Here is a 26679-nt window from a genome sequence, read left to right as displayed (position 1 = left end):
TCAGTACTATGTAAAAAATAGCAATTATTTAAAATCCTAATGTATACATAAAAACTATATGTACTAATAATAATATTAAAGCTAATGGTGCTTGAGCTTTTATTACTGCATTTTTATCTTTTATTTCTAATAATGCAGCTGGTAACATATTGAAGTTAGCAGCCATTGGAGTTAATAATGTTCCACAGAATCCTGCTGTTAAAGCAAGTGCTGAACATATTACAGGATCTCCACCTTGAGCAAATACAAAAGGGACACCAATTCCAACAGTTATAACTGAAAATGCTGCAAATCCATTTCCCATTATTGCTGTAAATATAGCCATACCTAAGCAATAAGCAACAACTCCAGCTAAAGGATTACTTTGAGGTATAACTCCAGAAATAATGTTAGATATTATATCACCAACTCCAGCAACAGTAAATAAAGCACCTAAAGAAGCTAAAAGTTGAGGTAATATTGCAAATACACCTACTGATTGGAACATTCTATTACTATCTTCAACAAATTCCATAGGTTTAGCTTTAGTAAGGATAAATGTAATAAGTAAAGCTGAAGTAGCTGATATACCTATAGCAACTGTTCCTGATAAAGGAGTAAATGAAGCAATAATCATTGCAATTATAGCAATTGTTAATGATGGTACAAATATTTTTAATCCTAATTGTTCTGCTTTTAAATTAGTAAAGGTACTATCTAATTGCTTTAATGTACCAATATTAATTTGCTTGAATGCTGATAATAAAGCAATTACTACAATAAGAATACCAGTAACAATAGATGGTATTATTTTACCAAATATAAAAATTATAGATATTATTCCCCAGAATAGAGCAGTACCAATTCTAGTTTTATGAGTTTTGTCTTTTAAAGTAAATATCATCGTAATGGCCATATATAGACCTAACATGATATAAAATATTTCTAGTAATATATTAGAAATTTGTTTAATATCCATTTAGCATGTCCTCCATAATTATTGATTTTTAGAACTATATTTTCTTTTTAGGCTTCTATCTAAAAGATAGTTTTGTACTATACACAAAATAAATGCAACTATTGCAACTGGTATAGATGCTTTAGCGATTTGAAGTGTATCAACATTTAAACCTAGAGTTTCCAAAGTACTAGCTATTAAAAGTACTCCAGAATTAGCCATGAATACATTTTGTCCAAAGAAATTCCCAATATTATCAGAAGCTGCTGAGTAAGCTTTGATTTTATCTAAATCTTTTTCATCTAAATCTTTATATTTAGCAATTGAAGCACCTTCTGCCATTGGACTAATAAGTGGTCTAACAAATTGAGGATGCCCACCAAGTGTAACTCCCATTGCAATTGTTGCTTCTCTTATAAAAGTATATCCACTTAAAAGAATTCCAGTTGATAGTCCTTTTGCCTTTTGAATAAGCATTATAGCTTTTGCTTTCAATCCATATCTTTCACATAAACCTATTACAGGTATAGTAAGCATAAATAGACAAGTTGTTCTATTGTTTATAAATGCATCACCTAAAGTAGTAAGTATTTCTGTAATACTCATTCCAGAAACTAATCCAGTTATAATACCAGATGAAACTACTACAGCGATTGTGTCTAACTTTAGTGCAAAACCTACTATAATTATTAAAATTCCTATTAATTCCATAAAAATTTTGTCCTTTCGAATTGTATTTTTTACTATTATACAGAATTTCTTCATAAAAATCCATTAAAAAAATTAAAGGAATTAAAAAACAATCAACAAAATAGAGCGTTTAAGTAAAAAAGCTGTCAAAAACGAGCATAAAATATCAAAAAACACGATAATATTTATTCATAAGGAATTATCTTCTTATTAAGTAAGATTTAAGTTGATTTTCATAGTTTTATATGATGAATTACAAGAAATAATAGCAAGTGCCTTAAAATAAAAAATATTTTAAAGGCACTTGTTTTATATATTATGAACTGTACATTATTTAAATGAATATTATATATTGTGACCCCTGGGGTCCAAAAATTTATATTTAATAGGAAAGCAGGGATTTTTCATGCAAAAAAAAGTACTAGTTACTGGAGCTGATGGGTTTATTGGGAGTCATTTGTGTGAGATTTTATTAGATGAAGGTTATGATGTTAGAGCCTTTGTTTATTATAATTCTTTTAATTCATGGGGATGGCTTGACTCATTAGATAATAATAAAAAAAGTAAAATTGATATATTTTCAGGTGATATAAGAGATCCAAATGGTGTTAGAGAAGCAATGAATGGAATAGATGAAGTTTTTCATTTAGCTGCTTTAATAGCCATTCCGTTTAGTTATCACTCACCTGATTCATATGTAGATACAAATATAAAGGGAACTTTAAATGTTCTTCAAGCATCTAGAGAGTTAAATACAAAGAGAATATTAATTACTTCAACATCTGAAGTTTATGGTACTGCTAAATACGTACCAATAGATGAAAATCATCCTTTTCAAGGACAATCTCCTTATTCAGCAACAAAGATAGGCGCTGATAGAATTGCAGAATCTTTTTATAGGAGTTTTAATTTACCTTTAACTATAGTGAGGCCATTTAACACATATGGTCCAAGGCAATCAGCAAGAGCTGTAATCCCTACAATAATAACGCAATTATTATGTGGTGAAAAACAAATTAAATTAGGATCATTAACACCAACTAGGGATTTTAATTATGTAAAAGATACAGCAAATGGTTTTCTTGAAATTTCTAAGTCTGAAAAAACTATAGGAGAAGAAATAAATATTGCAACTTCTAAGGAAATTTCAATAAAAGATCTTGCAAGTGAGATTATAAGGGAGATAAACAAAGACGCTACAATTATATGTGATGAGGAAAGATTAAGACCAGAAAAAAGTGAAGTTAACAGATTATTGGGTTCTAATGAGAAAATCAAAAAATTAACTAATTGGGAACCTAAATTTACTTTTGCAGAAGGAATAAAAGAAACTATAGATTGGTTTAGAGTGCCAGAAAATTTAGTTAGATATAAATCTGATATATATAATCTTTAGAGTTTTATATTGTTTGAATTTTTAATTTAAATACTAGGTTGTAAAAATAAAGAGTTTTATTAAAAGGAGATAACTTTATGAAAAAATTTATACCTTTATCAGTTCCTAATTTAAAGGGAAATGAAAAAAAATATGTTTTAGATGCTATAGATGAAGAATGGGTTTCAACTGGCGGTAAATATATAAATAAGTTTGAAGAAGAAATAGCTAAGTACTTAAATGTTAACAGTGCTGTAGCTTGTCAAAGTGGTACAGCAGGATTACATTTATCACTTATTCTTAGTGGAGTATGTGAAGGTGATGAAGTTATTGTGCCAACACTTACCTTCATTGCAGCCGTAAATCCAGTTAAATATATTGGTGCAAATCCTATATTCATGGATTGTGATGACAGTTTAACTATTGATGTAGAAAAGCTTGAAAGATTTTGCAAAGAAGAATGCAAACTAGTTAATGGAAATTTAATTAATAATAAATCTAAAAGACACATTAAAGCTATTTTGGTAGTTCATGTTTTTGGAAATATTGCTGATATGCATAAGATAGTGTACATTGCAAATAAGTATAATTTAAAAGTTGTTGAAGATGCTACAGAAGCTTTGGGATCTAAATTTACAAGTGGATTATACCAAGGAAAATATGCAGGTACAATAGGAGATTTTGGAGTATATTCATTCAATGGAAATAAGATTATAACAACTGGTGGTGGTGGGATGATTGTAGCAAAGGATGATAAGTTATTAGCTAAAGCTAAATATCTATCGACTCAAGCAAAGGATGATACTTTGTATTATATCCATAATGAAATAGGATATAACTATAGAATGACTAATTTACAAGGGGCTTTAGGAATTGGTCAACTTGAGCAATTAGACAAGTTCATAAGTGTAAAGAAGGAAAATTATGAGTATTATAAAAGTAATATAGAAAAAATAAAAGGATTATCATTACTAAAATTTAGTGATGATATTGAACCTAATTATTGGTTTTATTCTTTAGTTATAGGAGATGAATATCCACTTAAAAGAGATGATTTAATTAAATATTTATTATCAAAAGGTATTCAAAGTAGACCAATTTGGGACCTTATACAAGACCAAAAACCTTATACAAAATATGAAGCTTATGATGTTAAAAAAGCTAAATATTATATAGATAAAATAATAAATATTCCATGTAGTACTAACTTAAAAAAAGATGATATAGATACTGTTGTACAAGCATTGAAAAAATGAGTTGAATATTTAAAAGAAGGAGAATTTATGAAAACGGAGATATTAGCTATTATTCCAGCTAGAGGTGGGTCAAAGGGACTACCTAAAAAAAATATATTAAATTTAAATGGAAAACCATTAATAGCTCACACGATTTTAGCAAGTAAAAATAGTAAATTTGTTACAAGAGTTGTTGTAAGTACTGATGACAAGGAAATTGCAGACATCGCTGAAAAATATGGATCAGAAGTGCCATATTTAAGACCTAGCAGTTTAGCAAAGGACAAGTCGTTAACAATAGATAGTGTATTTCATATGCTTGATTATCTTGAAAAATATGAAGGTTATTTTCCACAGTATGTTTTATTGCTTCAATGTACATCTCCACTTAGAAATGAACAGCATATTGATGAGGCAATAGAAAAACTAGTTAAAAGTAAGTTTCACGGGATTATATCAATTTGTAAGTCAGAAGTTAATCCTTACTGGACAAATATTTTTAAAAATGAAAGTCTTAAGTATTTTCTTGAGGAAGGTAAAAATATTACAAGGAGGCAGGACTTACCCAATATTTATAGATATAATGGTGCAATTTATTTAGCTAAAACAGAAGCATTAAAAAGAGAAAAAACCTTTGAAGTAGAGAATTTAACTGGATATGTAATGGATAGAGAATCTTCTATTGATATAGATACTGAAATTGATTTTAAAATAGCTGAAATAATAATGAAAAATAAGGATGTATCACATGATTAGAAATTTAAAATATCCAATTGGTGGGGAATTTTGGTTTGAAGATAAATTTCAAGATAAAAATATTTTTAATGATATTGAAAGCCAAGGACTACTTTTAAGTGGAGGGGATAGTGCAATAAGGTTTATTTTAAATGAAATTTCTTTTAAATATGGTGAAGTAATTGCACTTCCTTCTTACTTATGTCCAACAATTGTGAAATTAATAGAAAAACTAAATATTAAATATAAATTTTATAATATAAATAGAGATTTATCAATTAATATGGAATCTATAGAAAACTTAATAAGTAAATATAATATAAAAGCAGTATTTTTTATTGATTATTTTGGATTTTATCATAGTGAAAGTACAAGGAAGTTTTTAAAAAATTTACAATCAAAAAAGATTTTAATAATTGAAGATGCTGTACAAAAGTTTTGGATTAAGTGGCAAGATAAGTTTATTGGAGATTATGTATTTAATAGTTATAGAAAAATTCTTCCTATAGATGGATCATTAGTTTTATTTAATAAAGATAGAATTTTAAATAATATTAAGGCATTAAATAAAAGTGATAAATTAGTAGAATTCAAAAAAATAAATGATTCATTAAAATATAGAGAAGCAAATGATGACTATTTTAAATTAATGGAAAATGCAAGAGATATAAAAACAAAGTTTATATTAGAAGGCATAGGAAATGAAAATGATTATTTACATTTATTCGACATGGCTCATAAAGTATACTATGAAAGAAAAGATATATTTAAAATTAATTCAAAACACAAAGAATATTTAAATTATTTTCCAGTAAATAAATTGATTGATAAAAGAAGTGAAAATTATAAATATATTTTTAAAAATCTTAAAAATATAAAAGAAATTACTTTTTTAAATCATTCAGAAAATTTATATGATAACACACCTTTAGTTTTTCCAATTTTAATAGAAAACCGAGATTATATAAAAAAACAACTTATGAAACGTAATATATATATACCAGTTCATTGGAAGTTATCAAAGGAACCATGGATAAATGAATTTAAAGAGTCTTTAAGTATTTCTAAAAGAATTTTAAGTCTACAAATTGACTGGAGATATGAAACTCAAGATATGGATGTTTTAGTTAATTCTTTAAAAGATATTTTAAAATAAGTAGTAATTTGAGAAGGTATAAAAAATTTTCTTTATTATTATGAGAGATAAAAATGAAATTTAAATTAAGTATAATTCAATGTTAGCCTGTTCTTTATAAAAAATGAGATGAGTAGTAAATGCGAGAATACTTATTAAATATTCTCAAAATTTAATTGAATTTTATGATACATATAAAAGGAGGTGATGTAATGATTAAAATTTTAGATAGTTCATCTCAGAAATGGGATAACTATCTTAATAAATTACCTTTATCTTTTAGAGATATATATTTCAAAAGTGAATATTATAATCTCTATGAAAATGGTAAGGATAAATTAGCAAAACTATTTGTTTATGAAGAAAAAGATAATCTAGCAATATATCCATTTATAATGAGTAAAATTAAAGGATATAACTTAAAAAATGAATATTATGATATAGAAACTGCTTATGGATATGGTGGACCATTAGCAAATACTAATGGTTCAGAATTTCTTAGTGATTTTGAAGACGCATTTAGAAATTTTTGCAAAAAAAATAATGTTATAGCAGAGTTCATTAGGTTTCATCCGTTGCTAGATAATCATACTATATTTATAGATGATATTAAAGTATGTCATAACAGGACAACAACTTATATTAATTTAAATAAATCCATTGATGACATATGGAGCCAAGATATTATATCAAAAAATAGAAACGTTATAAGAAAGGCTAAAAAATCAGGACTTGTTACGGAATTTAGTTTTGATTTAAATGAGTTTAAAAAGGTTTATATAGAAACTATGGATAGATTAAATGCAGGAAAAAATTATTATTTCAATGATAAATATTTTGATGATTTAAATAAATTAGAGCATGTATGCATTAATGTTAAATTAAATGACATTACAGTAGCTAGTGGGATCTTTTTACAAGGAGATGAAATTTTTCATTATCACTTAGCTGGCAGCTTAAAGGAGTATTTAAAATATTGTCCTAATAATTTATTGTTATGGACAGCTATCGAATATGCTAAAAATAGTGGTTTCTCTAAATTCCATTTTGGTGGAGGATTAACTAATAGCCAAGGTGACAGTTTATATAAATTTAAAAAAAGTTTTTGTAAAGATATTAGTGATTTTTACATTGGTAAAAGAATTCATAACAAAGAAGTATATGATTATTTAATGAATAAATGGCAATCTAAAAATAAGAAAAATGCAGAGCTTTTTCTTCAATATAAGGAGTAAAAGGTCTGATTATATAAAAATATATTTTATAAAAAGATAATAAAAATAGTTTACTTTATATCTCTTAAGTGTATTACAGATATTACTAAATTTTAAGAATTATTATATTAGGGGATGATAAAAATGTGCGCCGTTGTAAGGGAAATATTATGTGGAAAAAAACTTATGCATTGCAACAGAGTAAAGATAGACTCTACTTTTCCTAAAAATGATTATATATTAATTACTGGAAAAGTTATAAGTCCTTACAAAGTTCCCTTGCCTTATGCTGCAATAAAGGTTTTTTCAATTGACACAAGATATTCACCAACTAAAAAAAAGTATGTGGGAGTAACTTTTAGTGATGAACAGGGGATTTATGGAATATCAGTCCCTAGATATTTAGAAATTTCTTATGAACTTAAAGCATATGGAGCCATATATGAATAAAATATTTAAGTATATAATCACTTATAAAAAAGTAAAGCATATAATATATTAGATAAAATATATTAAGATTAGCCTGCTATGACTAATAGATTATAGTAACTTATTAAAATATATATTATAAATTAAATAATCACAAAAGAATAGCGTTCGGGGAGGAATTTTATATGTCAACTTATAAACCATTAGGAACCGTTATAAGTGCTGCTACTATTACTAGATATAATGGAAATAAATTAGCACAAGCAGTTGGAACTACTGCTTGGAATTTAGTATTAATTAATGGACTAGCTACAGGTAAAAGTATGCATATATCAGATGAAGTAGTGGTTTCAGCTCCAATTGTTTTAAAGAGTGGTACAGTTTTAGGTTGGTATGGAACTACAGCAGGTTCAATAGGTAATGCTGATATACAAACATTTACAGACAGTACTGGTAAATATGGTGTAACTGTCAATACTGGAACAGCATTAACTCTTAAATTCTATGCACATGGCTAAAAATAATTTAATATAAAGAATTAATAGTTAATTAATGTAAATAAAAAGTCAGAGATACAGTATTTTTATACTGTATCTTTCTGTGAATTTAGGGGGAAATAAATGAAAAAAATTAAATCTTTAGATGGATATTATCTATATAAAATTGAAAAAAGTGATTCTAAATATTATTTAGCAGATAATATAAATTATAAAAAAGATATTGATAAATTAATTGATAATTTAGATGATCTTAAATTTGATTCATTTATAATCCTTTTTGGATTAGATACTGGAGAATATTTGAAGAAATTAGAAAAAATATTATGTAGTAATAATAAAGTACTAATATTTGAACCTAATGAAGATATATTTAATGAAAATAAAGATATTGCTTTAAATGATAATATAAGTATAGTTTTATTTGATGAAGAAACTATAACACCTATACTTGCATCTATAATTGGCGGAAATAACTTTGATAATCTATATATTTATGCGTTTGGAAATTATAAAGATATATATAAGGATGAATATAAAAAATTAATAGATGCTATAGATGCTAAATATTTTTCTGTAAGTGGAAATATAATTTTGGCTTATAGATGTAAAGAATCTTTTATGAGAAATTCACTTCAAAATCTTAGTGTTATTAAAGAGTCAAGTCCGTTAAATTCCTATATAGGAATTAATAAAGATATTCCAGGAATAATAGTATCTGCTGGACCATCATTAGATAAAAATATAGAAGATATGGTTGCAAATAAGGAAAAGGTAAAAAAGTGTTTTGTTATTGCAAGCAATAGAACATTTACAACTCTTATAAAAAATGGAATAAAGCCGGATTTAGTTGTATCTATAGATCCATCAGATGCTATGTATGAGATGATGAAGGATAGCCTTAATGAAGATGTACCACTTTTATATTATGAATATAGTAATAGATATTTAATGAAAAATTACAAAGGTGAAAAGATATATATGTCTAATATTTTTTCAAAAGTAATTGAAGAAATTAATAAATTTGAAGGCTTATCTCAAGGGGGATCTGTTGCACACACTTGTTTAGCTATGGCTAATATATTAGGATGCAATCCTATAATACTCGTAGGACAAGATTTAGCATATACTTATGACAAGCATCATTCAGAGAAAGCTACTTTTAATATTGTAGATAATATTATTACTGAGAGTTGGGCAAATCAATTTGTAGATGATGTTTTTGGAAATAAGGTTAAAACAACAACAACCCTTCAAGTATTTAAAAATAGCATGGAATATCATATTAAACAATATAAGACTAGTAGAGATGTAGAATTTATAAATGCATCTTATGGTGCTGATATAAAAGGCGCGCCTCATAAAGAGCTATGTGATATATTTGAGGAAAATATTTTTAATAACAAAAAGCAATCATTGAAACCTGATAAGTGTATTGATTTAAAACCTGATAAAGTAATAAAGACCATAATTAATTTTGTTGATACTTTTATTGAAAAATCAGTACAAGGTATGGAACAGTGCACCATATTAGCAGATATTAAAGAAGAAAAATCACTTGTGGATATTAATCCAGAAGATATAGATTTTCAAAGATTTTTATTTATATTAGATATAGTACAAACATTTGAATCTTCTTTAGAAAGTTTTTATTTAGGTGGGTATTTTAATAAATTCCTATACACTATAAAAAGAGAGAGCTTTTTAATGCTTGCAAAGGATTATGATAAATTAACTTCCAATATGAAATATCAAGGCAAGACATTTTTAAATTATTTTAAGAGAATGAATGAAATGCTTTTGGAGGCAAAGAAAATTATAGAAGATGAAGTTTCAAAATTTAAATAAATTCATATTATAGTAAGGAGAACTATTTATCATTAAGGAGGAAACAGTAAATGTCAGAAATAATTATAAATGGACAAGTCTACAAGGAAAAGAAAATTAAAAATTTAGTGGTTAATGGGACACCACAAAGTAGTATAATATTATCAGCTGATCAACTTAAAGGACAAGATAAACTACACGTAAATATAGAAACTGAACCTACTGTGGAGACTCCTAAAGTACAATCTAAGGAAAATCCAGAATAATAATTACAGAAATGGAAAACAACAATAAAAAAGAACCAATAGTTTTATATGGTTCCAGATTAAAGTGTAGTAAAATGCATGAAGTTAATATAGTTATAAAAAAGAAAAAATCAACAATTATAAAAGGAAATGTATATAATGAACAACATGATCCATCAATTTGGGCTGCTGTTGAAGTAAAGGAAATTAATTGCTTAACTGAGTGTTGTAAGATATTAGGATATTGTTTTACTGATTATAAAGGAGAATATTTATTTTTATTACAACCAGCTTGTGGAAGACGTTATGAAATTTCTATATACTCTCCTTTAGTATAATATTAGAGGGTGAACAAAGTGGGGTGGCATAAAGAGATATTAATAAGTCCTAAAGAATTAAATAGATGTTCTATATTAAAAAAGAAAATTATTATAAAAAAGTCAATAGATGTATTAATAACAGGTAAAATATTAGATAAAGATAATAATCCAATACCTAAAGCTATAATATATATTAAACAAGTAAATAATAGCTATTATTCACCAGGAATTAAAGAGTATGGTTATTTAACTACAAATGAACAAGGAGAGTATGCAGTATTATTACCTTGTAGTTGTAAATTGGATTATGTGTTAGATGTATATGAGCCTATTATTAAATGCTAATTACTGAAATAAAATATATTTTCACAGTGAGGTTATTATGAGAAATATTAATTGTGATTACAACTCTGTATTGTTTAAGGGATATTTATATTATGAAGATAGAACACCTGTCAAAAATGCAATAGTATTATTGGAAATAGTATTATCAGATAAAGAAAAAGCATATACAGAAAAAGACAGTAGCCTTTATTGTGCATATAGTGTAACAAATGATTTAGGAGAATTTTGTTTTAAAATAAGTGATAAAAATCACTATTATAAGATAAAGATTTGTGAAAATCATAATATAAAATGTTTAGATAATGAAACAATTTTTGTAGATATGTAAAAGGAACTGTTTATCAGTTTCTTTTTTTATTCTTTAGAAAATTATTTTTAAAATAAAAATATTAGTAAACAAAGGAGATTTCTTATGGATATAAGTGGTCTTTTGGTAAGTAAAGATATATCAATAAAAAAAGGAATTAATATATTAGATAAAGCAGGCAAAAAAATTATAATTGTTGTTGAAGATAAAAAACTTAAGGGTGTAGTAACAGATGGTGATATCAGAAGATGGATATTAAAAAATGGTAATATATCAGAATCAATATATAATATAATGAACAAATCACCAAAGTATTTATTGGAGAAGGAAAGAAATAATGTTAAAAAAATAATGAAACAATTTAAAATAGAGGCTGTACCAATAGTGAATGAAGAAATTGAAGTTGTTGATATTGTATTTTGGAATGATGTTTATCAAAGTCAATGTAATTACTTTGAAACAAGTAAGATTCCAATTGTTATTATGGCAGGAGGAAAAGGTACTAGATTGCAACCATATACTAAAATTATTCCAAAGATGTTAATCCCAATAGGAAATATTCCTATTATTGAAAGGATAATAAATAATTTTAAAAATTTCAATTTTAATGATTTTTATGTAACAATAAATTATAAAAAAGATATTATTAAAGCATATTTCAATAAAGAAGCTCCCTACAATATATCTTTTGTTGAAGAGGACATTCCATTAGGTACAGCAGGAAGTTTGATTTTATTAAAAGATAATATAAAGGGTACTTTTTTTGTAAGTAACTGCGATATATTAGTTAATGCAAATTATTCAGATATATTGAAATTCCATAAAAAGTACCAAAATAAAATAACTATAGTTACTGCCCTAAAAAATTATATTATACCCTATGGAGTTTTTAATTTAAATGATGATGGGAGTATTAAATCTTTAGATGAAAAACCTAGTTATGAGTTCTTAGTGAATACAGGAATGTATATATTAGAACGCGAGGTTTTAGATTATATAGAAGAAAATAAATATTCAGATATGACTGATATTATATATAAACTTCTAGAAAATAAAGAAAGAGTTGGAATGTATCCTGTAACTCAAGGTGCATGGCTTGATATGGGAGAATTTGAATCTATGAAAAATATGATTGATAAATTAGTATAAACGTTTATTAATTTTGTAAATAAATTTATGTTTTTTAGAATCTAAATACAATATAAATAGATTTAGAGAGATAATTATTAAAATAATATAACAAAATTAGTTTCTTAAAATGATACTATAAATGTAACAAATAAAATAACAAAAAGAGTAGTGTATGCTTATTATACGTTACTCTTTTTGTTAAATAGAATATGATTTTTGAACTAAATCATATTAGTTCAAAGTGATTCTTATTTTTGTTATTTCAAAGAATAATATGGTAAAATAAACATAAAATCTATATTTTGTATTTGGGATAAAAGGAGGTTTTTTTGAAAAAACGTTATTTTATTATTTATAGTACTATATTTGATTTAATAGCATCGCTATTCTATTTAGATAAAAATTGTTTCAATTTCGATTTAATATCTTTAAAACATGAAATGAATAAGTCAGAATATACACTTGATTTAGAACATTCAAAAATAAATTATATATTTGATTCTACCCAATTAGTAGATACATTAAATGGTAGTTTTATTCGAATATATTGTTTTAACTCGGCTAGTGATGCAATTTAACAAATATAACAAAGAGCAAATAAAAGAATTAGTAGAATTTCAAGAAAGATTTTTTGAATATACAATAATAACTTGTTAGATACTAGAAAGTATATAAGAAGAAAAATGAACTTTATTATACTAACTATCCCATATTTATTTTACTATATTTAACTTATAACATACTTTTTTACTAAAGATGATGGAGATGATTATATTGAAAAAATCAATACTAATACTAATTTTTATATTATGTTTAACTAGTATATTTCATACAAATAAAGCTTTTGCTTTAAATACAAGACAATATTCTAATGAAGAAATATCTAAAGTAGATATAAACTCAAAGGAGAAAATTTATCAAGATACAATAATTTGCTTATTTGTTCCATATATGCAAAAGGAAATAGATAATTATTATAAAGAATACTTAACTGAAATGCCAAGAGTTTTTCCTGATAGTGTTGATATAGTAAATATTAAACGAGTAAGTGGATATGGATATTTAATTCAATCAGAACTTATTGTTCATCCATTTGTTGGATCATATAATACTGTTGGAGATGATCGAATAATAATTGAAACAGGAGCTGAGGGAGAAGTTAAAATTATTAAATTTCAACATCTTAAAACCTATAAATTACCATGGAATTGGAAACATATAATAAAAAACATGTAAATAATGTATAATATTTAATAAGATGAATTATTTAAGTTATAGTTTTGATATTGCAAATATTAGTGAAAGGATAGATTATGCATAATAAAAATATTAATAACAAAATTATTAATATAATTGTTTCTATTTTATTAATTATGATGATATGTATGGGGATAGTTTCTGCTATTGCATGGAAAAAAACAAATGATTTGGTTTTTATTATATCTGGATGTATTAGTATTTTAGGTACTGTATTTAATATATATGTTTTTTCCAGATTAAAATCAAAATAATTGTACACATTTTTTAATTTATATAATGAGGGGATAAAACTTTGGAGCTTTATGCCAGAGGATGTAAGCCCCATTACTTTAATTTTGGGTCTTGCATATATTTTTTAATTATTTGGAGATTTATTGTTTTAAATGGAAAAGGAGCGTCGCTCCTGATTAAAATTTAATCATTTTGTAACAGCCCCTTTTTTAGATTCCATAACTAAGTTCTCAATGTCTTTATATTCCATAAAAATCCCGTCCTTTTCTAAATACTTATAAAGGCATTTCCAAATAAATAACTAATTAGTATTCTTGTCTTTTTTGTACTATACTACGTCAGCAAATGTAGGTCAGATTGTTATATTTGATATTAGAAAATATAAATCTAAAACATATATAGTAGTAAACAATAATATAAAAGAATCTTATCTGTATAAATTGTTAAAAAATTATACTTAGAGGTGTGAATAAAAGCCCAAAGTTCTTGTATTTTCTATTAGTTTATAAAATAAATAATATAGGTTATAATTGAAATAGAAACTTATTTTGATACTTAAAGGGGTGAAGTGATGATTAATATAGATAATAAGATAAATGATTTAAAGAATTATTTTAAATCTAATGATAATATAGTTGCAGCATGGTTTACTGGATCTTATGGAACAGAATATCAAAGAGAAGACAGTGATATTGATATTGCTTTATTATTTGAGAAGTCAATTGGTATTATGGAAGAAATGGATATAGCATGTAGAATTAGTGAAATCCTTGATTTTGACAATATTGATACTATTAATCTTTTATCTGCTCCTATAACATTAAAATTTAAGGTCATAGATGAGGGGAGAAGCATTTATGAAAAAGATTATTATAAAGTTTGCGACTTTATGGAAGAAATTTTCAATAAATATAGAGATGAAAAATATTATTTAGATAGATTTATGAAGGACTTTTATGAAAGTTATGGAGCTAGGAGAAACGGGTAATGGAAGTTTGATAAAAATAAAATAAGGAGGCAATTATTTGGAGTCTTACTTAGGTAAACTTGTTAAAGTTAAAATGGATAGACCATTAGGTTCTAAGCACCCTAAACATAACTTTATATATTCTTTAAATTATGGTTTTATTCCTAACACCATATCAGGAGATGGAGAGGAGTTTGACGTATACATTATTGGAGAATTTGAACCTTTAGAAACATATGAAGGATATGTTGTAGCAATAATAAAAAGAATAAATGATGTTGAGGATAAATTAGTAGTTTGTAAAGAATTAAAGAAATATAACAAAGAACAAATAAAGGCATTAGTAGAATTTCAAGAAAGATTTTTTAAATCTACAATAATAACTTATTAGATATTAAAAACTATCAGCACCTATTGCCTTTAGTTCAGTTAATTTTCTTAAAGCAGAAAATCTAAATTGATAACTACGTTTTACATTAAAATTTTCTCCATCTATTGGTGTTGCAAATTTGTTATTGTATAGTAGTGAAAATATGTAATAATATATTTATAATAATCTTTATGTGAGGGGCATGATAAAATGTATGATAGATTTTTAAAAGTACTTAAAGAAACTAATGGAATCAACAATTCGTTAAATCAAATTTTAAAATATGATTTTATTTATCATTCAAATAAAATTGAAGGAAGTACATTCACCACAGAAGCACTTCAAATGTTAATGGAAAAGAATATAGTTACAGGAACTCATACTTTAGATGATGTTCAAGAAACAGTTAATTCATTCTATACATTTAATTTAGTTATTGAATCTTTAAATGCACCATTATCATTGTCAATGATAAAAGAGTGGCATTCTAGTTTAATGTATAGGACTAGACTATATGATTTAGGATTAGCAGGAGTCTTTAAGAAGTATCAAAATAAAATATTAGGGGCTAATTTTAATACAGCTGATCCTTTAGAGGTTGAAAGCAAATTATTAAACTTAATAAATGAATATAATAGTTTAGAAAATGTTAAATTAGAAGATATCACTAGGTTTCAGCTTATATTTGAACAAATACATCCATTTCAAGATGGTAATGGGAGAATAGGACGTTTTATATTTTTAAAACAACTGTTAGAAAATAAATTGCCTCTTAAATATATGGATGGTGAAAGTTCAGAAGAATATAAAAAAGCACTAGCAAACTCAACTGGTATTAATGTAGATCCACTAGTGAATTATTTAAATAAACAAAAAGACTTTATTGAAGTAAATAGAAATATGTTTTAATCAAAAAGGCAATCTATATTAGGTTGTCTTTTTTAGAGGATTAATGTTTTGAAAAAGAACTGTGTATAGAAAAATGTGAAAACTGCGAAATTAAATCTCTATGTACTGAAATAGATAAGGTTTATGATATACTCACAAAAGCACTACAACTGCAAATACAATTAGCAATACATTTTACTTTAATATATATCTTTTTTCTAGGTTAAAATCAAAATAGCCGAGGAATTAGTAAACCATGAATAAAAGCGCAAAATTTATGTGTTTTTTATTAGTTTATAAAATATAGGTTATTATTGAAAGAATAGAGGGGTATTGAAATGGAATCTATGGCAGGTTTTTTTGGTATTTTAATAATTATAGTAATTGGAGGACTTTTAGGAAAAATAGGGGTGTTTATAAGTTTAATATTTGAGAAAAGTATAAGAATGTTAAAAATTATTGTGATTAATAAATTTAAACATTAATTATTGAAATAGGATTTTATTTTGATACTTAAAGGAGTGAAGTGATGATTAATATAAATAATAAGATAAATGATTTAAAGAATTATTTTAAATCTAATGATAATATATTTTCAGCATGGTTTACTGGAGCTTATGGAACAGAATTAGAAATTATGATTAGAGGATACAATAAAGAAAGTCAATTGCTATATTTGTAGACAAACATAAGCTTGAATTTTTTTGTATCCTTCTTTATAGAATAATTCGATATTTACTTTCGTAGTATACCTTATAAATTACTACAGAAATGTTTAATTTAACATGGCTATATATGATGTAAATTAGAAAAATCAATTTTATTACACTTGAACATAATTAAATCTTTTTATGCAGTTTCTATTTTATATACATATTTTCTCATTGTTTTATAGGTATCTAGATTTTCTAAGTAAATTTCTTTTCTTTCATCAGTTTCAACGTAGCCATTTTTTAATACATTTTTTATAGAACCTATATTATCTTCTAATATCCATCCATCTACTTCATCAATAAAGGTTAATTCACTTCTACTATAATCTATAGCAAATTTTATTATTTCAGTACCTAGTCCTTTACCTTTATATTTTGAATTTACTCCATGACCAGTTTCTATAATATTATTATTATTGCCAACTATATCTAAATACAGATATCCAACAGGTTCATCTGCTTCATCACTTCGAACTATAAATAAAAGCCTATCATCTCTTTTTAATTGATTTAAATACCAGTTTTTAAGATTAGGTTTATTAGGTTTTTCATTATGGCCTGTCCAATATATATTTTCATAATCGCTTCTTAAAATAAAGAAGTCTTCAAAATCTTCTTCCGCACATCTTTTAAAAAGAAGTTTCATGTAATAATTCCTCCAATCATAACTTAATAATAATACATATATTTTCATTAGAATTTTATATTTATCATCAGAATATAATATGAAAGATAAGATTTTCTGTGAGGTATGAAAATATTAAGTGATATTTTAGGCATAGCAATGAAACAATTATAGTAATAAAAATAAGTGATGTTAAAACAAAAAGGTGGTAATTTTATTGAAAAAGATATTGGCTATTACGGGAATTAGATCTGATTATGATTTAATGAGTAACTTATTTAAAAAAATAGATTCTGATGATTATTTTGAATTAAAACTTTTAGTTTGCGGAGCACATTTATCAAAAACTTATGGAAATACAGTTGATTTGATTGAAAAAGATGGGCTTTCTATTTTAATAAAGATAGAAAGCTTAATTGATTCTGATAGTAAAAGTTCTAGACTTAAAACTGCTTCTATAATGTTACAAAATTCAATTGATATAGTAAGTAGCTATTCACCAGATTTGATAATTTACGCAGGGGATAGAGAGGAGGTATTAATTGGTTCAATGCTTGGAGCTTTTTTAGGTATTCCAAGTGCACATTTTTTTGGTGGAGATTATACAAAGAGTGGATTAGTTGATAATGAGCTTAGAAGTGCTGCATCTAAATTGTCATCTATTCATTTTGTATCTACTTATGAGCATAAAAAAAGAGTTATGAATATAGGAGAATCAGAACATAGAATTTTTCAAATAGGAAGCCCTGCATTAGATAAATTTAAAACAGAAAAAATTGAATCTATGAGTACAATTTATAAAAAGTTAAATATTGAATCATTTAATAGCTTTGCTTTAGTAATATACCATCCATTAGATGATAAGTCCTATATAACATTTAAGAATATATTAAAGTGTCTTAAAGAACGAAAAATAAAAGCGTTTATAAGTTATCCTAATACTGATTCTGGAAATAAGGAAATTATAAACGCAATAGAAAAATATAAAAATGATAAGGATTTTTACTTTTATAAAAATCTAGATAGAAATACTTTTATAAATATATATAGAAATGCATCTTTTCAAATAGGCAATTCTAGTGCAGGTATAGTGGAAGCTGCTTGTGTTGGCATTCCTGTTATTAACATAGGAGTAAGGCAAGAAGGGCGTGCTGCAAATGAAAATGTGATTTTCGTTGGTGATGAATATAGTGAAGTAAAAAATGGAATAGAAAAAGCTTTAGATAAAGATTTTATAAATAAGTGCAAAAATATAAAAAATATTTATGGAGATTCAAACAGTTCAGAAAAAGCATATGAAATTCTTAAGAAATTAGAGTATAAAGATTATTTATTGAAATTGGAGGATCCAAATGAAATGTAAAAATGTATTAGTTATATCAGTACATCCAGATGATGAAACAATAGGGTGTGGAGGAACAATTCTTAAGCATAAAGATAACGGAGATAAAATTACTTGGCTCATATTAACAAGTGCTGAAACTAGATATGGTTATTCATATCAGCAAGTTATGGAGGAAAAAAAACAAGTTGAGAATATAGGGAAAGCTTATGGATTTGATAAAATATATAACTTAAAATTTGGACCAGCAAAGATAAATTATGATATCTTTTCAAATCTTATAAATAAGATAAGTGAAGTTATGTATAAGGTTAAACCAGAAATTGTTTATATGATTAATAGAAGTGATGTTCATACTGATCATCAAATAGGGGCTAAAGCTATATTAAGTTGCACTAAAAGTTTTAGGTATCCTTTTATTAAAAGAGTGCTTATGTATGAATGTTTATCTGAAACAGAAATTGCACCACAATTTCAAGAAAATATCTTTGTCCCAAATGTATTCTCTAATATTACAAAATATATTGAAAAGAAGTTAGATATATTAAAGTTATATAAAACAGAATTGCAAGATATACCTCAGCCAAGAAACGAAGAAAGTGTTAAAGCATTAGCAAGATATAGAGGATGTACCGCATGCACCAAATATGCTGAAGCATTTATGTTAGTTAGAGATGTTTTTTAAGGGGGAATTACTTTGTTAGAAGTGAGAGATTATAAGAAAAATGATGAAAAAGAGATTATGGGTTTATTCAAAAAGTCATTTAACCGAGATATGCATTATACAGAGTGGAAATGGAATTATAATGATAATATATGCAGTGATAAATTTATAAAAATTATGTGGGACGATGATGTTTTAGCAGGACACTATTCAGTATTACCAAGCAAAATGAATATTTATGATAAAACTTACACATCAGGTTTATCTATGACAACTATGACGTCTCCAGAGTATAAAAAACAAGGTATTTTTGTTAAATTAGCGAATGCACTATATGAAGAAAATTATAATAAGTTACCAATTATATATGGTTTTCCTAACAACAATTCTTTACATGGCTTTATAAAGCATTTAGGATGGAATCATATTTTAGATATAGAAATGTATAGTTGTTATACGTATAAATCAGAATTAAAATCTTTGAATAAAAATATAAAGAATGTTGAATTTTTAGATAATAGGGTTGATGTTTTATTTAATATCTTTTCAAAGGAGTTTAAAGAGTACAAGTTAATGATTAAAAGAAATAGGGAATATATTCACTGGAGGTATGATTTAAATCCATACAATAAGTATTACTACTTAGTTTACGAAAAAGATAACGAATATTTAGGTTATTGCATTTATAAAATATTTGAAGATGGAGATAAAAAAGTTTGCGATTTAGTTGATATAATTGGAATAAATAATAGAATTTATGAAGAACTTTTAAAATCATTAATTGATTTAATGGCTTGTAACAATATTAGAAAAATAAATTCATGGTTTATAAATAAAGATAAATTAGATATTGGTAAAAATTTAGGATTTAATAGAACTAATTTAATTACTCATTTTGGATTTAAGTTAAATTGTGATTTTATAAAATTAGATGATATGGATGTTGATAAATGGTATATAACTATGGGTGATTCTGATGTGTTTTAGTTAAGATTAGTTAAATACAAAAGTAATGAGAAAAAGATAGAAAAATCATGTTTTAATTTTCAGTTTTAAAAGGATAATGAGATAAATTAGCTTCTATTAAAAATATTTAATAATAAGCTAATTTAGTAAAAAGGGAGGAGGATTTTAAATGGGGGTATTTATAATAGCTGAGGCTGGAGTAAATCATAATGGTGATATTAATTTAGCTAAAAGATTAGTTGATATGGCAAAGGAATGTGGAGCAGATGCTGTAAAATTTCAAACATTTAAAGCAGAAGAAAGCACGGGTTCTTTTGCAGAAAAAGCAAAGTATCAAAAAGAAAATGACAAAACAGAAGAATCTCAACTGGAAATGATAAAGAAATTAGAATTGCCTTTTGAAAAGTTTAAAGAGATAAAAGAGTATTGTGACAAGAAAGGAATTATATTTGTATCTACACCAGATGGCATAGAGAGTTTAAATTATTTAGTAAGCCTTAATGTTGATTTTATAAAGATTGGATCAAGTGAAGTAACTAATATAGAATTTTTAAGAGAAATAGGAAATATAGGAAAGCCTATAATTCTATCTACAGGTATGAGTACATTAGGAGAAGTAGAGAAGGCTATAGATGCTATTTATTCTACAGGAAATAGAGATGTAAGGTTAATGCATTGCACTTCAGATTATCCAACTAAAGTGGAGGATGTTAATTTAAGAGCTATGGTTACATTAAAAGAGGCCTTTAAACTTCCAGTTGGATTATCAGATCATACATTGGGATTTGAAAGTGCAGTATCAGCCACTACTTTAGGTGCAGAATTTATAGAGAAGCACATAACATTAGACAAAAAAATGAAGGGGCCTGATCATAAAGCTTCTATGATGTTTGATGAATTTAAAGAATATATTATTCATATTAAAAATACAGAAAAATTATTAGGAGATGGAATAAAAAGACCAACAGAAAAAGAGAAAATTATAATGAATGATGCAAGAAGAAGTGTCTTAGCTTCTAGAGATTTAAAAAAGGGGACAATCATAGAAAAAGACATGATTGTTTTTAAAAGACCAGGGTATGGAATAAAACCGGAATTATATTATATATTAGTTGGAAGAAAGCTAAAAAGAGATTTATCAAAAGATGAGGTCATAAAGTGGGAAGATGTTTAAAACAAGCCTTTAGAAATTTTCTAAAGGCTTTAATTTGTATCATTTTCTTTTACTTTACTATCACTAAAATCTAGATGCATATTATAAGCTAAACCTGCAACTACTATTAATCCGCCTATTATTTTGCTAAGAGGAAACTGCCTAGAAATTAACCAATCTAATGCTATTCCAGTAAAAAGTTGAGCTACAAATATAAGTAATGTAACATAAAAAGCTGACATCTTTGGGGTTACTACACTGTTAAGCACAACAATAGCTACACCTAAAAGACCTCCTAAATAAGCATAAAATGGAACAGTATTTAATGAGGTAAATACAAATTTTTCTCTCATAATAAAAAAGAATAATATTGAAGTTATTGAGCCTGTAAAATAATTAAAATAACTTGATTCTATAAGACCTATTTCTTTAGAAAGTTTTGTATTTAGAATTCTAGAAACTACTATAATTACACCTGCTAATATAGACATTAATATATATATCATAAATGGTCCTCCTTTTAATATTAGAAGAAAGTCATAATACAGACACCAATTGTTATTATTGTAATGCCAATTATTTTTTTCTTATTAAATTTAATTTTTTGCATTCCTAGTAGTCCATATTGATCAAATATTATTGAAGTTAATGTTTGACCTAAAAGTCCTAGTGCCACTGGTAATGCTACTCCAATAACAGAAAAAGTTATATTGTTAAATAATATTGTGAAAATTCCAAGAGCACCAGCACTATAAAGATATAATGGCAAATGCATTTTAAATGGTATTTTTATTTTTTTATAAAGCATTATTATAACTAAAGCTAAATAACCTAAAATATGAATCACCATTAAAGAAGAATAATTTCCAATACCAGAAGATAATTCTCCATTACAAACAATCATAACTGCAATAAGTACACCAATTAATAAAGATAATAAATTATACATAGTATCTCCTTATAAAAATATAATTCTTGATTTATAAACTTAGTTTAAGCTATTATAAAGGAAATAGTGTAGGACATATGTCATATTGTAATGAAAATTATTAATTGTCACTAAAAAGGAGAGAAGTTTTTGGTTAAAGTAAACGATTTTAAAAGAATGGAAAAGTATATAGAAAAATACAAAATAAATGATATGTTTAGCATAGATATGAGAGAATATATGTCTTTATATATGTTTGGTAAGAATGAACATATATGTAAAGAAGAAGAGGTTTTAAATAAAATGTTTTTTGTGGTTGATGGTAAAGCCAAGGTATATAAAAATTTAGCAAATGGTAAATCATTGTTATTATCATTTTATAATCCATTTACTGTAGTTGGAGATATTGAATTTTTAGAAAATGATAGTGCGGATTGTAGTGTTCAAGCTATAAAAGATACGTATTGTATTGTTATTGAATTTTCAATAATTAAAGATAAATTAATGGATGACTGTAAGTTTTTAAGAAATAGATGTAAATATTTAGGGGAAAAGCTAAGATGTAATAGTAAGAATAGCTCAATAAATTTGCTTTATCCTCTTGAAAACAGATTAGCAAGCTATATTTTGGCATTTGTAAATGGAGATAATAATCTACGTTTTATATTTGAAGGTGGGTATAATGAAACAGCAGAACTACTAGGGACTAGTTATAGACATTTAAATAGAACATTAAATAAATTCTGCAGTGAAGGAATTATAAAAAAAGATGATAGGTCTTACATAGTAAATAATATTGATAAACTTAAATATTTATCAGGTGATTTATACAGATAATTAAAATAAATACATAATATTTTTTACAAACTTAATTTTATTTTCAATATTTGATAAACTTAAATAAATTTTATACGAAAATTAAATAGAGACAATGGAATTTAATGATATTAAAAATAAATTATGTTAGTTTCAATATTAGTTTAAAAAAAGGGGATGACAATATGAAGAGTAATATATTATTAGAATCAGGTACAGGAGAGTTAGAAATTATTGATTTTGTTGTTAATGGAACTCATTATGCAATAAATGTAGTAAAAGTTAAAGAAATAATTAAAATGCCAAACGAAAGTTTAACTAAATTACCTGATCCTAAACCTGAAGTAGCTGGACTTATATTATGTAGAGATGAAATTCTTACTTTAATTGATTTAAAATATACATTAAATAAACAAAGAGATCATGAATTAGGATCTAAAGTTATAATTTGTGAATTCAATAAAATTAAAGTTGCATTTAATATTGATGATGTAGTAGGTGTGCATCGTATTAAATGGGGAGATATAAGAAAGCCAGATGATTTATCTGAAAATTCATTATCTGTCGGAAACATACTTTTAAATGATAAAGTTTTAATTATGTTAGACTTTGAAAAGATAGTAACGGATCTTTGTCCAAGCGTGGGAATAAGTGAAGATAGACTTGTGAAGGTAAACTATAAAGATAGATCAGATATAAAATTAATCTTAGCTGATGATTCAGCACTAATTAGAAAACTTTTAAAAGAAACACTTACAAAGGCAGGATTTACTAATTTAAGATTATTTAATGATGGAAAGCAAGCTCTGGATTTCTTAAAAGGTATAGCAGAAAAAAAAGGTGAGAATTTTAAAGAAGAAGTTGACCTTCTTATTACTGATATAGAAATGCCACAAATGGATGGTCTTACACTTACAAGAAGAGTGAAAGAAGATGAAATATTATATAAATTGCCAGTAATAATATTCTCATCATTAATTACTGACGAATTAAGACACAAAGGTAAATCTGTTAAAGCAGATGCTCAATTGAGTAAACCAGAGATAGAAGAACTAGTACGTGTTATAGACAAGTTATTAAATAAGTAATTTTAATAACTCAAGGTAGAAAGGAGATTAAAATCTTTTCTACCTTTTTTATTTAATGTTAACTTGTATAAGGATTACTTTTATAATAAAATTATAAATGCATTATTTATATAGTGTTATTGGAATAATATTATTAATTGTATATAGTTTAAAGTTAAAATAAATGATAAGGTGTGTAACAATATGGAAGAATTTAAAAAAGTTATTGATGAAATTTTACAAGAAGAGATTATAAAAGTAGTTGTTAGTAATAAAATGAATAAAGATGTTAAATACAATAAAATAACGTTTATTCTTAAAGAAAATGAAAAGAATAAGTATTATCAAATAGAAAAGTTTACAGATAAACAAATTTTTCATGAAAATATACATATAGATGAGTTCAATGACAAGATTATTAAATATGTTGAAAACAATTATAAACAGCTTTCAGCATGGTCAGATACAAGTACCTTTGATTTAAAGATATCTAAAAAAGGTAAAATATTTTTAGGCAAGAAAAGATCTGATAATAAGAATCTTGCAAATAAATCTCATAATAAAGAAAAAAATTATATTTTAAAAGAGGGAATGATAATAGAGCCACTTATAGATTTAGGGGTATTTACTAAAGAAGGAAAAGTAGTTAACTCTAAATATGATAAGTATAAGCAAATAAATAGATTTGTGGAGATTATTGATGATGAAATCAAAAATAATTATTATAAAGAACTCACAATTCTAGATTTTGGATGCGGAAAATCGTATTTAACATTTGTACTTTACTATTATTTTGTAAAAATTAAAAACATAAATGTAAAAATGATAGGTTTAGATCTTAAAGAAGATGTTATTAAAAAATGTAATGATATTGCTAAAAGATACAAATATGATAATTTGCATTTTGAACTTGGAGATATAAACGGATTTAAATATAATAATAAAGTTGATATGGTTATAACACTGCATGCTTGTGATACAGCAACTGATTATGCTCTATATAATGCAATAAAATGGAATAGTAAAATGATTTTTTCAGTTCCATGCTGTCAACATGAATTCAATAGTCAAATAAAAACAGATTCTTTATCTATATTAACTAAGTATGGAATAATTAAAGAACGAGTTTCAGCACTTATGACTGATTCAGTTAGGGCTAATCTTTTAGAATGTATGGGTTATAAAACTCAATTATTGGAGTTTATTGATATAGCACATTCACCTAAAAATATATTAATTAGAGCATCAAAAGCTAAAATATCAAATAATAAAAAAGAAAAATCTTTATTAGAAGTTAAGAATTTAATGGAACAATTTAATGTTAAACCAACATTATTTAACTTATTAGAAAATGATAAATTAATATGCACACAAATAAGAGAAGATTAATATTAATACTCATTAAGATATAATTATTAAAAATAGAAAGTAGGCTTTTAGAAGTTTACTTTCTATTTTTGTTGTTTGTTTATTAGAAAAAATGTTATGATTTATAAAAAAGGCAAATAAGAATTAGTTAGACAATTTTATAGGATGTGGGGAATAATGAATTCAGTTAATCATTTTAGAACAATAACAAATCATAAATTATTAGTTATGAAATATTGCTTTAAAGTCGGGTTATATAAACAAGGTTTACTACATGATTTATCTAAGTATTCTTGGGTGGAATTTTCAGCAGGAATAAGATATTATAGAGGTGATGTTAGTCCTAATGGAATACAAAAAATAGAAGAAGGATATTCTAAAGCATGGCTTCATCATAAAGGGCGAAATAAGCATCATTTAGAATATTGGATAGATTATGGTGTAAATATAAAAGAAGGACTTGTAGGAATGAAAATGCCAACAAAGTATGTAGTTGAGATGTTTATTGATAGAATGTGTGCTTCGATGAATTATCAAAAGGAGAAGTATAGTGATAGAAGTGCATTAGAATATTACAATATAGGTAAAAATCATTATATTTTGCATAAAGAAACGAGAGAATTATTAGAATTTTTACTTAATAAACTTGCAGGTGACGGTGAAGAACTAACTCTTAATTATATTAAGAATAATTTATTAAAGAAATAAGGCTATGTTTTAGCAGAGTGTTGATATATGCATAAGTAAAGTGGACTGAGTAATTGAACTTAGGAATACTAGAATGAGATATAGTCCAATTTTAGCTTGCTCCAAATATAAAATTGAGACAAGCAGTAAATGTGACAATACTCATTAACTATTCTCAAAGTCCAATTACAATGCCACTTTTCCTATTGCAT

The 26679-nt window shown here is 25.4% G+C and carries 33 protein-coding genes; 28 read left to right on the top strand and 5 right to left on the bottom strand.

From position 1 onward, the window contains the following. Positions 1–28: 28 nt before the first annotated feature. Positions 29–958, bottom strand: coding sequence for a DUF979 domain-containing protein (locus tag NG904_RS08260; protein WP_252231036.1), 930 nt, complete (start codon positions 956–958; stop codon positions 29–31). A gap of 18 nt (positions 959–976) precedes the next feature. Continuing rightward, on the bottom strand, positions 977–1648 hold the full coding sequence (locus tag NG904_RS08255) for a DUF969 domain-containing protein (RefSeq protein ID WP_252214168.1): 672 nt from the start codon (positions 1646–1648) through the stop codon (positions 977–979). Between the two features lie 385 nt (positions 1649–2033). On the opposite strand from NG904_RS08255, the gene NG904_RS08250 reads away from it, so the two are divergent. The 20 genes from NG904_RS08250 to NG904_RS08155 all read left to right on the top strand — a co-directional run bounded on the left by NG904_RS08250 (position 2034) and on the right by NG904_RS08155 (position 16820). Continuing rightward, positions 2034–3023: an NAD-dependent 4,6-dehydratase LegB gene (locus tag NG904_RS08250; protein WP_252231034.1), complete on the top strand. Its 990-nt coding sequence runs from the start codon at positions 2034–2036 to the stop codon at positions 3021–3023. Positions 3024–3100: 77 nt separating this feature from the next. After that, on the top strand, positions 3101–4258 hold the full coding sequence (locus NG904_RS08245) for a LegC family aminotransferase (protein WP_252214164.1): 1158 nt from the start codon (positions 3101–3103) through the stop codon (positions 4256–4258). Between the two features lie 27 nt (positions 4259–4285). Beyond that, positions 4286–4993, top strand: coding sequence for an acylneuraminate cytidylyltransferase family protein (locus NG904_RS08240; RefSeq protein WP_252231032.1), 708 nt, complete (start codon positions 4286–4288; stop codon positions 4991–4993). Beyond that, positions 4986–6128 carry a DegT/DnrJ/EryC1/StrS family aminotransferase gene (locus NG904_RS08235; RefSeq protein WP_252231030.1) on the top strand — a complete coding sequence of 381 codons (1143 nt, stop codon included), beginning with the start codon at positions 4986–4988 and terminating at the stop codon, positions 6126–6128. Before NG904_RS08240 ends, NG904_RS08235 begins: the two co-directional genes overlap by 8 nt. Positions 6129–6319: 191 nt before the next feature. After that, positions 6320–7342, top strand: a complete 1023-nt coding sequence (locus NG904_RS08230) for a lipid II:glycine glycyltransferase FemX (RefSeq protein WP_252231028.1) — start codon at positions 6320–6322, stop codon at positions 7340–7342. Positions 7343–7465: 123 nt separating this feature from the next. Beyond that, positions 7466–7771 (top strand): carboxypeptidase regulatory-like domain-containing protein, encoded by a 306-nt coding sequence (locus tag NG904_RS08225; RefSeq protein WP_252231026.1) that lies wholly within the window; start codon positions 7466–7468, stop codon positions 7769–7771. 164 nt (positions 7772–7935) lie between these two features. Then, positions 7936–8268, top strand: a complete 333-nt coding sequence (locus NG904_RS08220; RefSeq protein ID WP_252231024.1) for a hypothetical protein — start codon at positions 7936–7938, stop codon at positions 8266–8268. Between the two features lie 102 nt (positions 8269–8370). Beyond that, positions 8371–10095: a motility associated factor glycosyltransferase family protein gene (locus NG904_RS08215; RefSeq protein WP_252231022.1), complete on the top strand. Its 1725-nt coding sequence runs from the start codon at positions 8371–8373 to the stop codon at positions 10093–10095. A 50-nt stretch (positions 10096–10145) separates the two neighbouring features. Then, positions 10146–10340 carry a hypothetical protein gene (locus tag NG904_RS08210; RefSeq protein ID WP_252214150.1) on the top strand — a complete coding sequence of 65 codons (195 nt, stop codon included), beginning with the start codon at positions 10146–10148 and terminating at the stop codon, positions 10338–10340. An 11-nt stretch (positions 10341–10351) separates the two neighbouring features. Continuing rightward, positions 10352–10657 carry a hypothetical protein gene (locus NG904_RS08205; protein ID WP_252231020.1) on the top strand — a complete coding sequence of 102 codons (306 nt, stop codon included), beginning with the start codon at positions 10352–10354 and terminating at the stop codon, positions 10655–10657. 18 nt (positions 10658–10675) lie between these two features. Continuing rightward, positions 10676–10984, top strand: coding sequence for a peptidase associated/transthyretin-like domain-containing protein (locus tag NG904_RS08200; protein WP_252231018.1), 309 nt, complete (start codon positions 10676–10678; stop codon positions 10982–10984). A 37-nt stretch (positions 10985–11021) separates the two neighbouring features. Next, positions 11022–11312 carry a hypothetical protein gene (locus NG904_RS08195; RefSeq protein ID WP_252214145.1) on the top strand — a complete coding sequence of 97 codons (291 nt, stop codon included), beginning with the start codon at positions 11022–11024 and terminating at the stop codon, positions 11310–11312. An 84-nt stretch (positions 11313–11396) separates the two neighbouring features. Beyond that, positions 11397–12440, top strand: a complete 1044-nt coding sequence (locus NG904_RS08190; RefSeq protein WP_252231016.1) for a sugar phosphate nucleotidyltransferase — start codon at positions 11397–11399, stop codon at positions 12438–12440. Positions 12441–12751: 311 nt separating this feature from the next. Then, complete coding sequence (locus NG904_RS08185; RefSeq protein WP_252231014.1) at positions 12752–13000, top strand: hypothetical protein; 249 nt, start codon at positions 12752–12754, stop codon at positions 12998–13000. A 196-nt stretch (positions 13001–13196) separates the two neighbouring features. Further along, the gene (locus tag NG904_RS08180) at positions 13197–13658 is read left to right on the top strand and encodes a DUF3888 domain-containing protein (RefSeq protein ID WP_502801459.1); all 462 of its coding nucleotides are present in this window, start codon (positions 13197–13199) and stop codon (positions 13656–13658) included. Between the two features lie 826 nt (positions 13659–14484). Continuing rightward, positions 14485–14901, top strand: coding sequence for a type VII toxin-antitoxin system MntA family adenylyltransferase antitoxin (gene mntA, locus NG904_RS08175; RefSeq protein WP_252231010.1), 417 nt, complete (start codon positions 14485–14487; stop codon positions 14899–14901). Between the two features lie 37 nt (positions 14902–14938). After that, entirely contained in the window at positions 14939–15271 is a 333-nt protein-coding gene (locus tag NG904_RS08170; protein WP_252231008.1) for an inorganic diphosphatase, read from the top strand. Positions 15272–15460: 189 nt separating this feature from the next. Next, positions 15461–16159: a Fic family protein gene (locus NG904_RS08165; RefSeq protein ID WP_252231006.1), complete on the top strand. Its 699-nt coding sequence runs from the start codon at positions 15461–15463 to the stop codon at positions 16157–16159. Between the two features lie 317 nt (positions 16160–16476). Continuing rightward, a complete protein-coding gene (locus tag NG904_RS08160; RefSeq protein ID WP_252231004.1) occupies positions 16477–16623 on the top strand; it encodes a hypothetical protein in 147 nt (48 codons plus the stop codon). A 44-nt stretch (positions 16624–16667) separates the two neighbouring features. Next, positions 16668–16820 carry a hypothetical protein gene (locus tag NG904_RS08155; protein ID WP_252231002.1) on the top strand — a complete coding sequence of 51 codons (153 nt, stop codon included), beginning with the start codon at positions 16668–16670 and terminating at the stop codon, positions 16818–16820. A gap of 167 nt (positions 16821–16987) precedes the next feature. Here the strand turns inward: NG904_RS08155 and NG904_RS08150 are convergent, their stop codons facing one another. Further along, a complete protein-coding gene (locus tag NG904_RS08150) occupies positions 16988–17497 on the bottom strand; it encodes a GNAT family N-acetyltransferase (protein ID WP_252231000.1) in 510 nt (169 codons plus the stop codon). A 196-nt stretch (positions 17498–17693) separates the two neighbouring features. Here NG904_RS08150 and neuC point away from each other — a divergent pair, with 196 nt between their 5' ends. The 4 genes from neuC to neuB all read left to right on the top strand — a co-directional run bounded on the left by neuC (position 17694) and on the right by neuB (position 21622). Next, the gene (neuC, locus tag NG904_RS08145; protein ID WP_252230998.1) at positions 17694–18839 is read left to right on the top strand and encodes a UDP-N-acetylglucosamine 2-epimerase; all 1146 of its coding nucleotides are present in this window, start codon (positions 17694–17696) and stop codon (positions 18837–18839) included. After that, complete coding sequence (locus tag NG904_RS08140) at positions 18829–19503, top strand: PIG-L deacetylase family protein (RefSeq protein WP_252214137.1); 675 nt, start codon at positions 18829–18831, stop codon at positions 19501–19503. Before neuC ends, NG904_RS08140 begins: the two co-directional genes overlap by 11 nt. A gap of 21 nt (positions 19504–19524) precedes the next feature. Further along, complete coding sequence (locus NG904_RS08135) at positions 19525–20469, top strand: GNAT family N-acetyltransferase (RefSeq protein ID WP_252231050.1); 945 nt, start codon at positions 19525–19527, stop codon at positions 20467–20469. A gap of 148 nt (positions 20470–20617) precedes the next feature. Then, positions 20618–21622, top strand: a complete 1005-nt coding sequence (gene neuB / locus NG904_RS08130; RefSeq protein WP_252230996.1) for an N-acetylneuraminate synthase — start codon at positions 20618–20620, stop codon at positions 21620–21622. Positions 21623–21651: 29 nt separating this feature from the next. Here neuB and NG904_RS08125 read toward each other — a convergent pair whose 3' ends face one another. Both NG904_RS08125 and NG904_RS08120 read right to left on the bottom strand, forming a co-directional pair. Then, positions 21652–22107, bottom strand: a complete 456-nt coding sequence (locus NG904_RS08125; protein WP_252230994.1) for a DMT family transporter — start codon at positions 22105–22107, stop codon at positions 21652–21654. Between the two features lie 20 nt (positions 22108–22127). Continuing rightward, positions 22128–22550 (bottom strand): DMT family transporter, encoded by a 423-nt coding sequence (locus tag NG904_RS08120; RefSeq protein WP_252230992.1) that lies wholly within the window; start codon positions 22548–22550, stop codon positions 22128–22130. A gap of 129 nt (positions 22551–22679) precedes the next feature. On the opposite strand from NG904_RS08120, the gene NG904_RS08115 reads away from it, so the two are divergent. The 4 genes from NG904_RS08115 to NG904_RS08100 all read left to right on the top strand — a co-directional run bounded on the left by NG904_RS08115 (position 22680) and on the right by NG904_RS08100 (position 26488). Next, on the top strand, positions 22680–23366 hold the full coding sequence (locus NG904_RS08115) for a cyclic nucleotide-binding domain-containing protein (protein ID WP_252214130.1): 687 nt from the start codon (positions 22680–22682) through the stop codon (positions 23364–23366). Positions 23367–23530: 164 nt separating this feature from the next. After that, complete coding sequence (locus NG904_RS08110) at positions 23531–24433, top strand: chemotaxis protein (RefSeq protein ID WP_252230990.1); 903 nt, start codon at positions 23531–23533, stop codon at positions 24431–24433. A 183-nt stretch (positions 24434–24616) separates the two neighbouring features. Further along, on the top strand, positions 24617–25801 hold the full coding sequence (locus tag NG904_RS08105) for a class I SAM-dependent methyltransferase (protein ID WP_252230988.1): 1185 nt from the start codon (positions 24617–24619) through the stop codon (positions 25799–25801). A 156-nt stretch (positions 25802–25957) separates the two neighbouring features. Then, positions 25958–26488 (top strand): DUF5662 family protein, encoded by a 531-nt coding sequence (locus NG904_RS08100; RefSeq protein ID WP_252226517.1) that lies wholly within the window; start codon positions 25958–25960, stop codon positions 26486–26488. Positions 26489–26679: the final 191 nt, after the last annotated feature.

This window comes from Clostridium sp. ZBS15 (assembly GCF_023845705.1).
In the GTDB taxonomy this organism is placed as follows: domain Bacteria; phylum Bacillota; class Clostridia; order Clostridiales; family Clostridiaceae; genus Clostridium; species Clostridium aquiflavi.
Note: the sequence above shows the minus strand (reverse complement) of the source record. Positions and strands in the feature narration are given on the sequence as shown.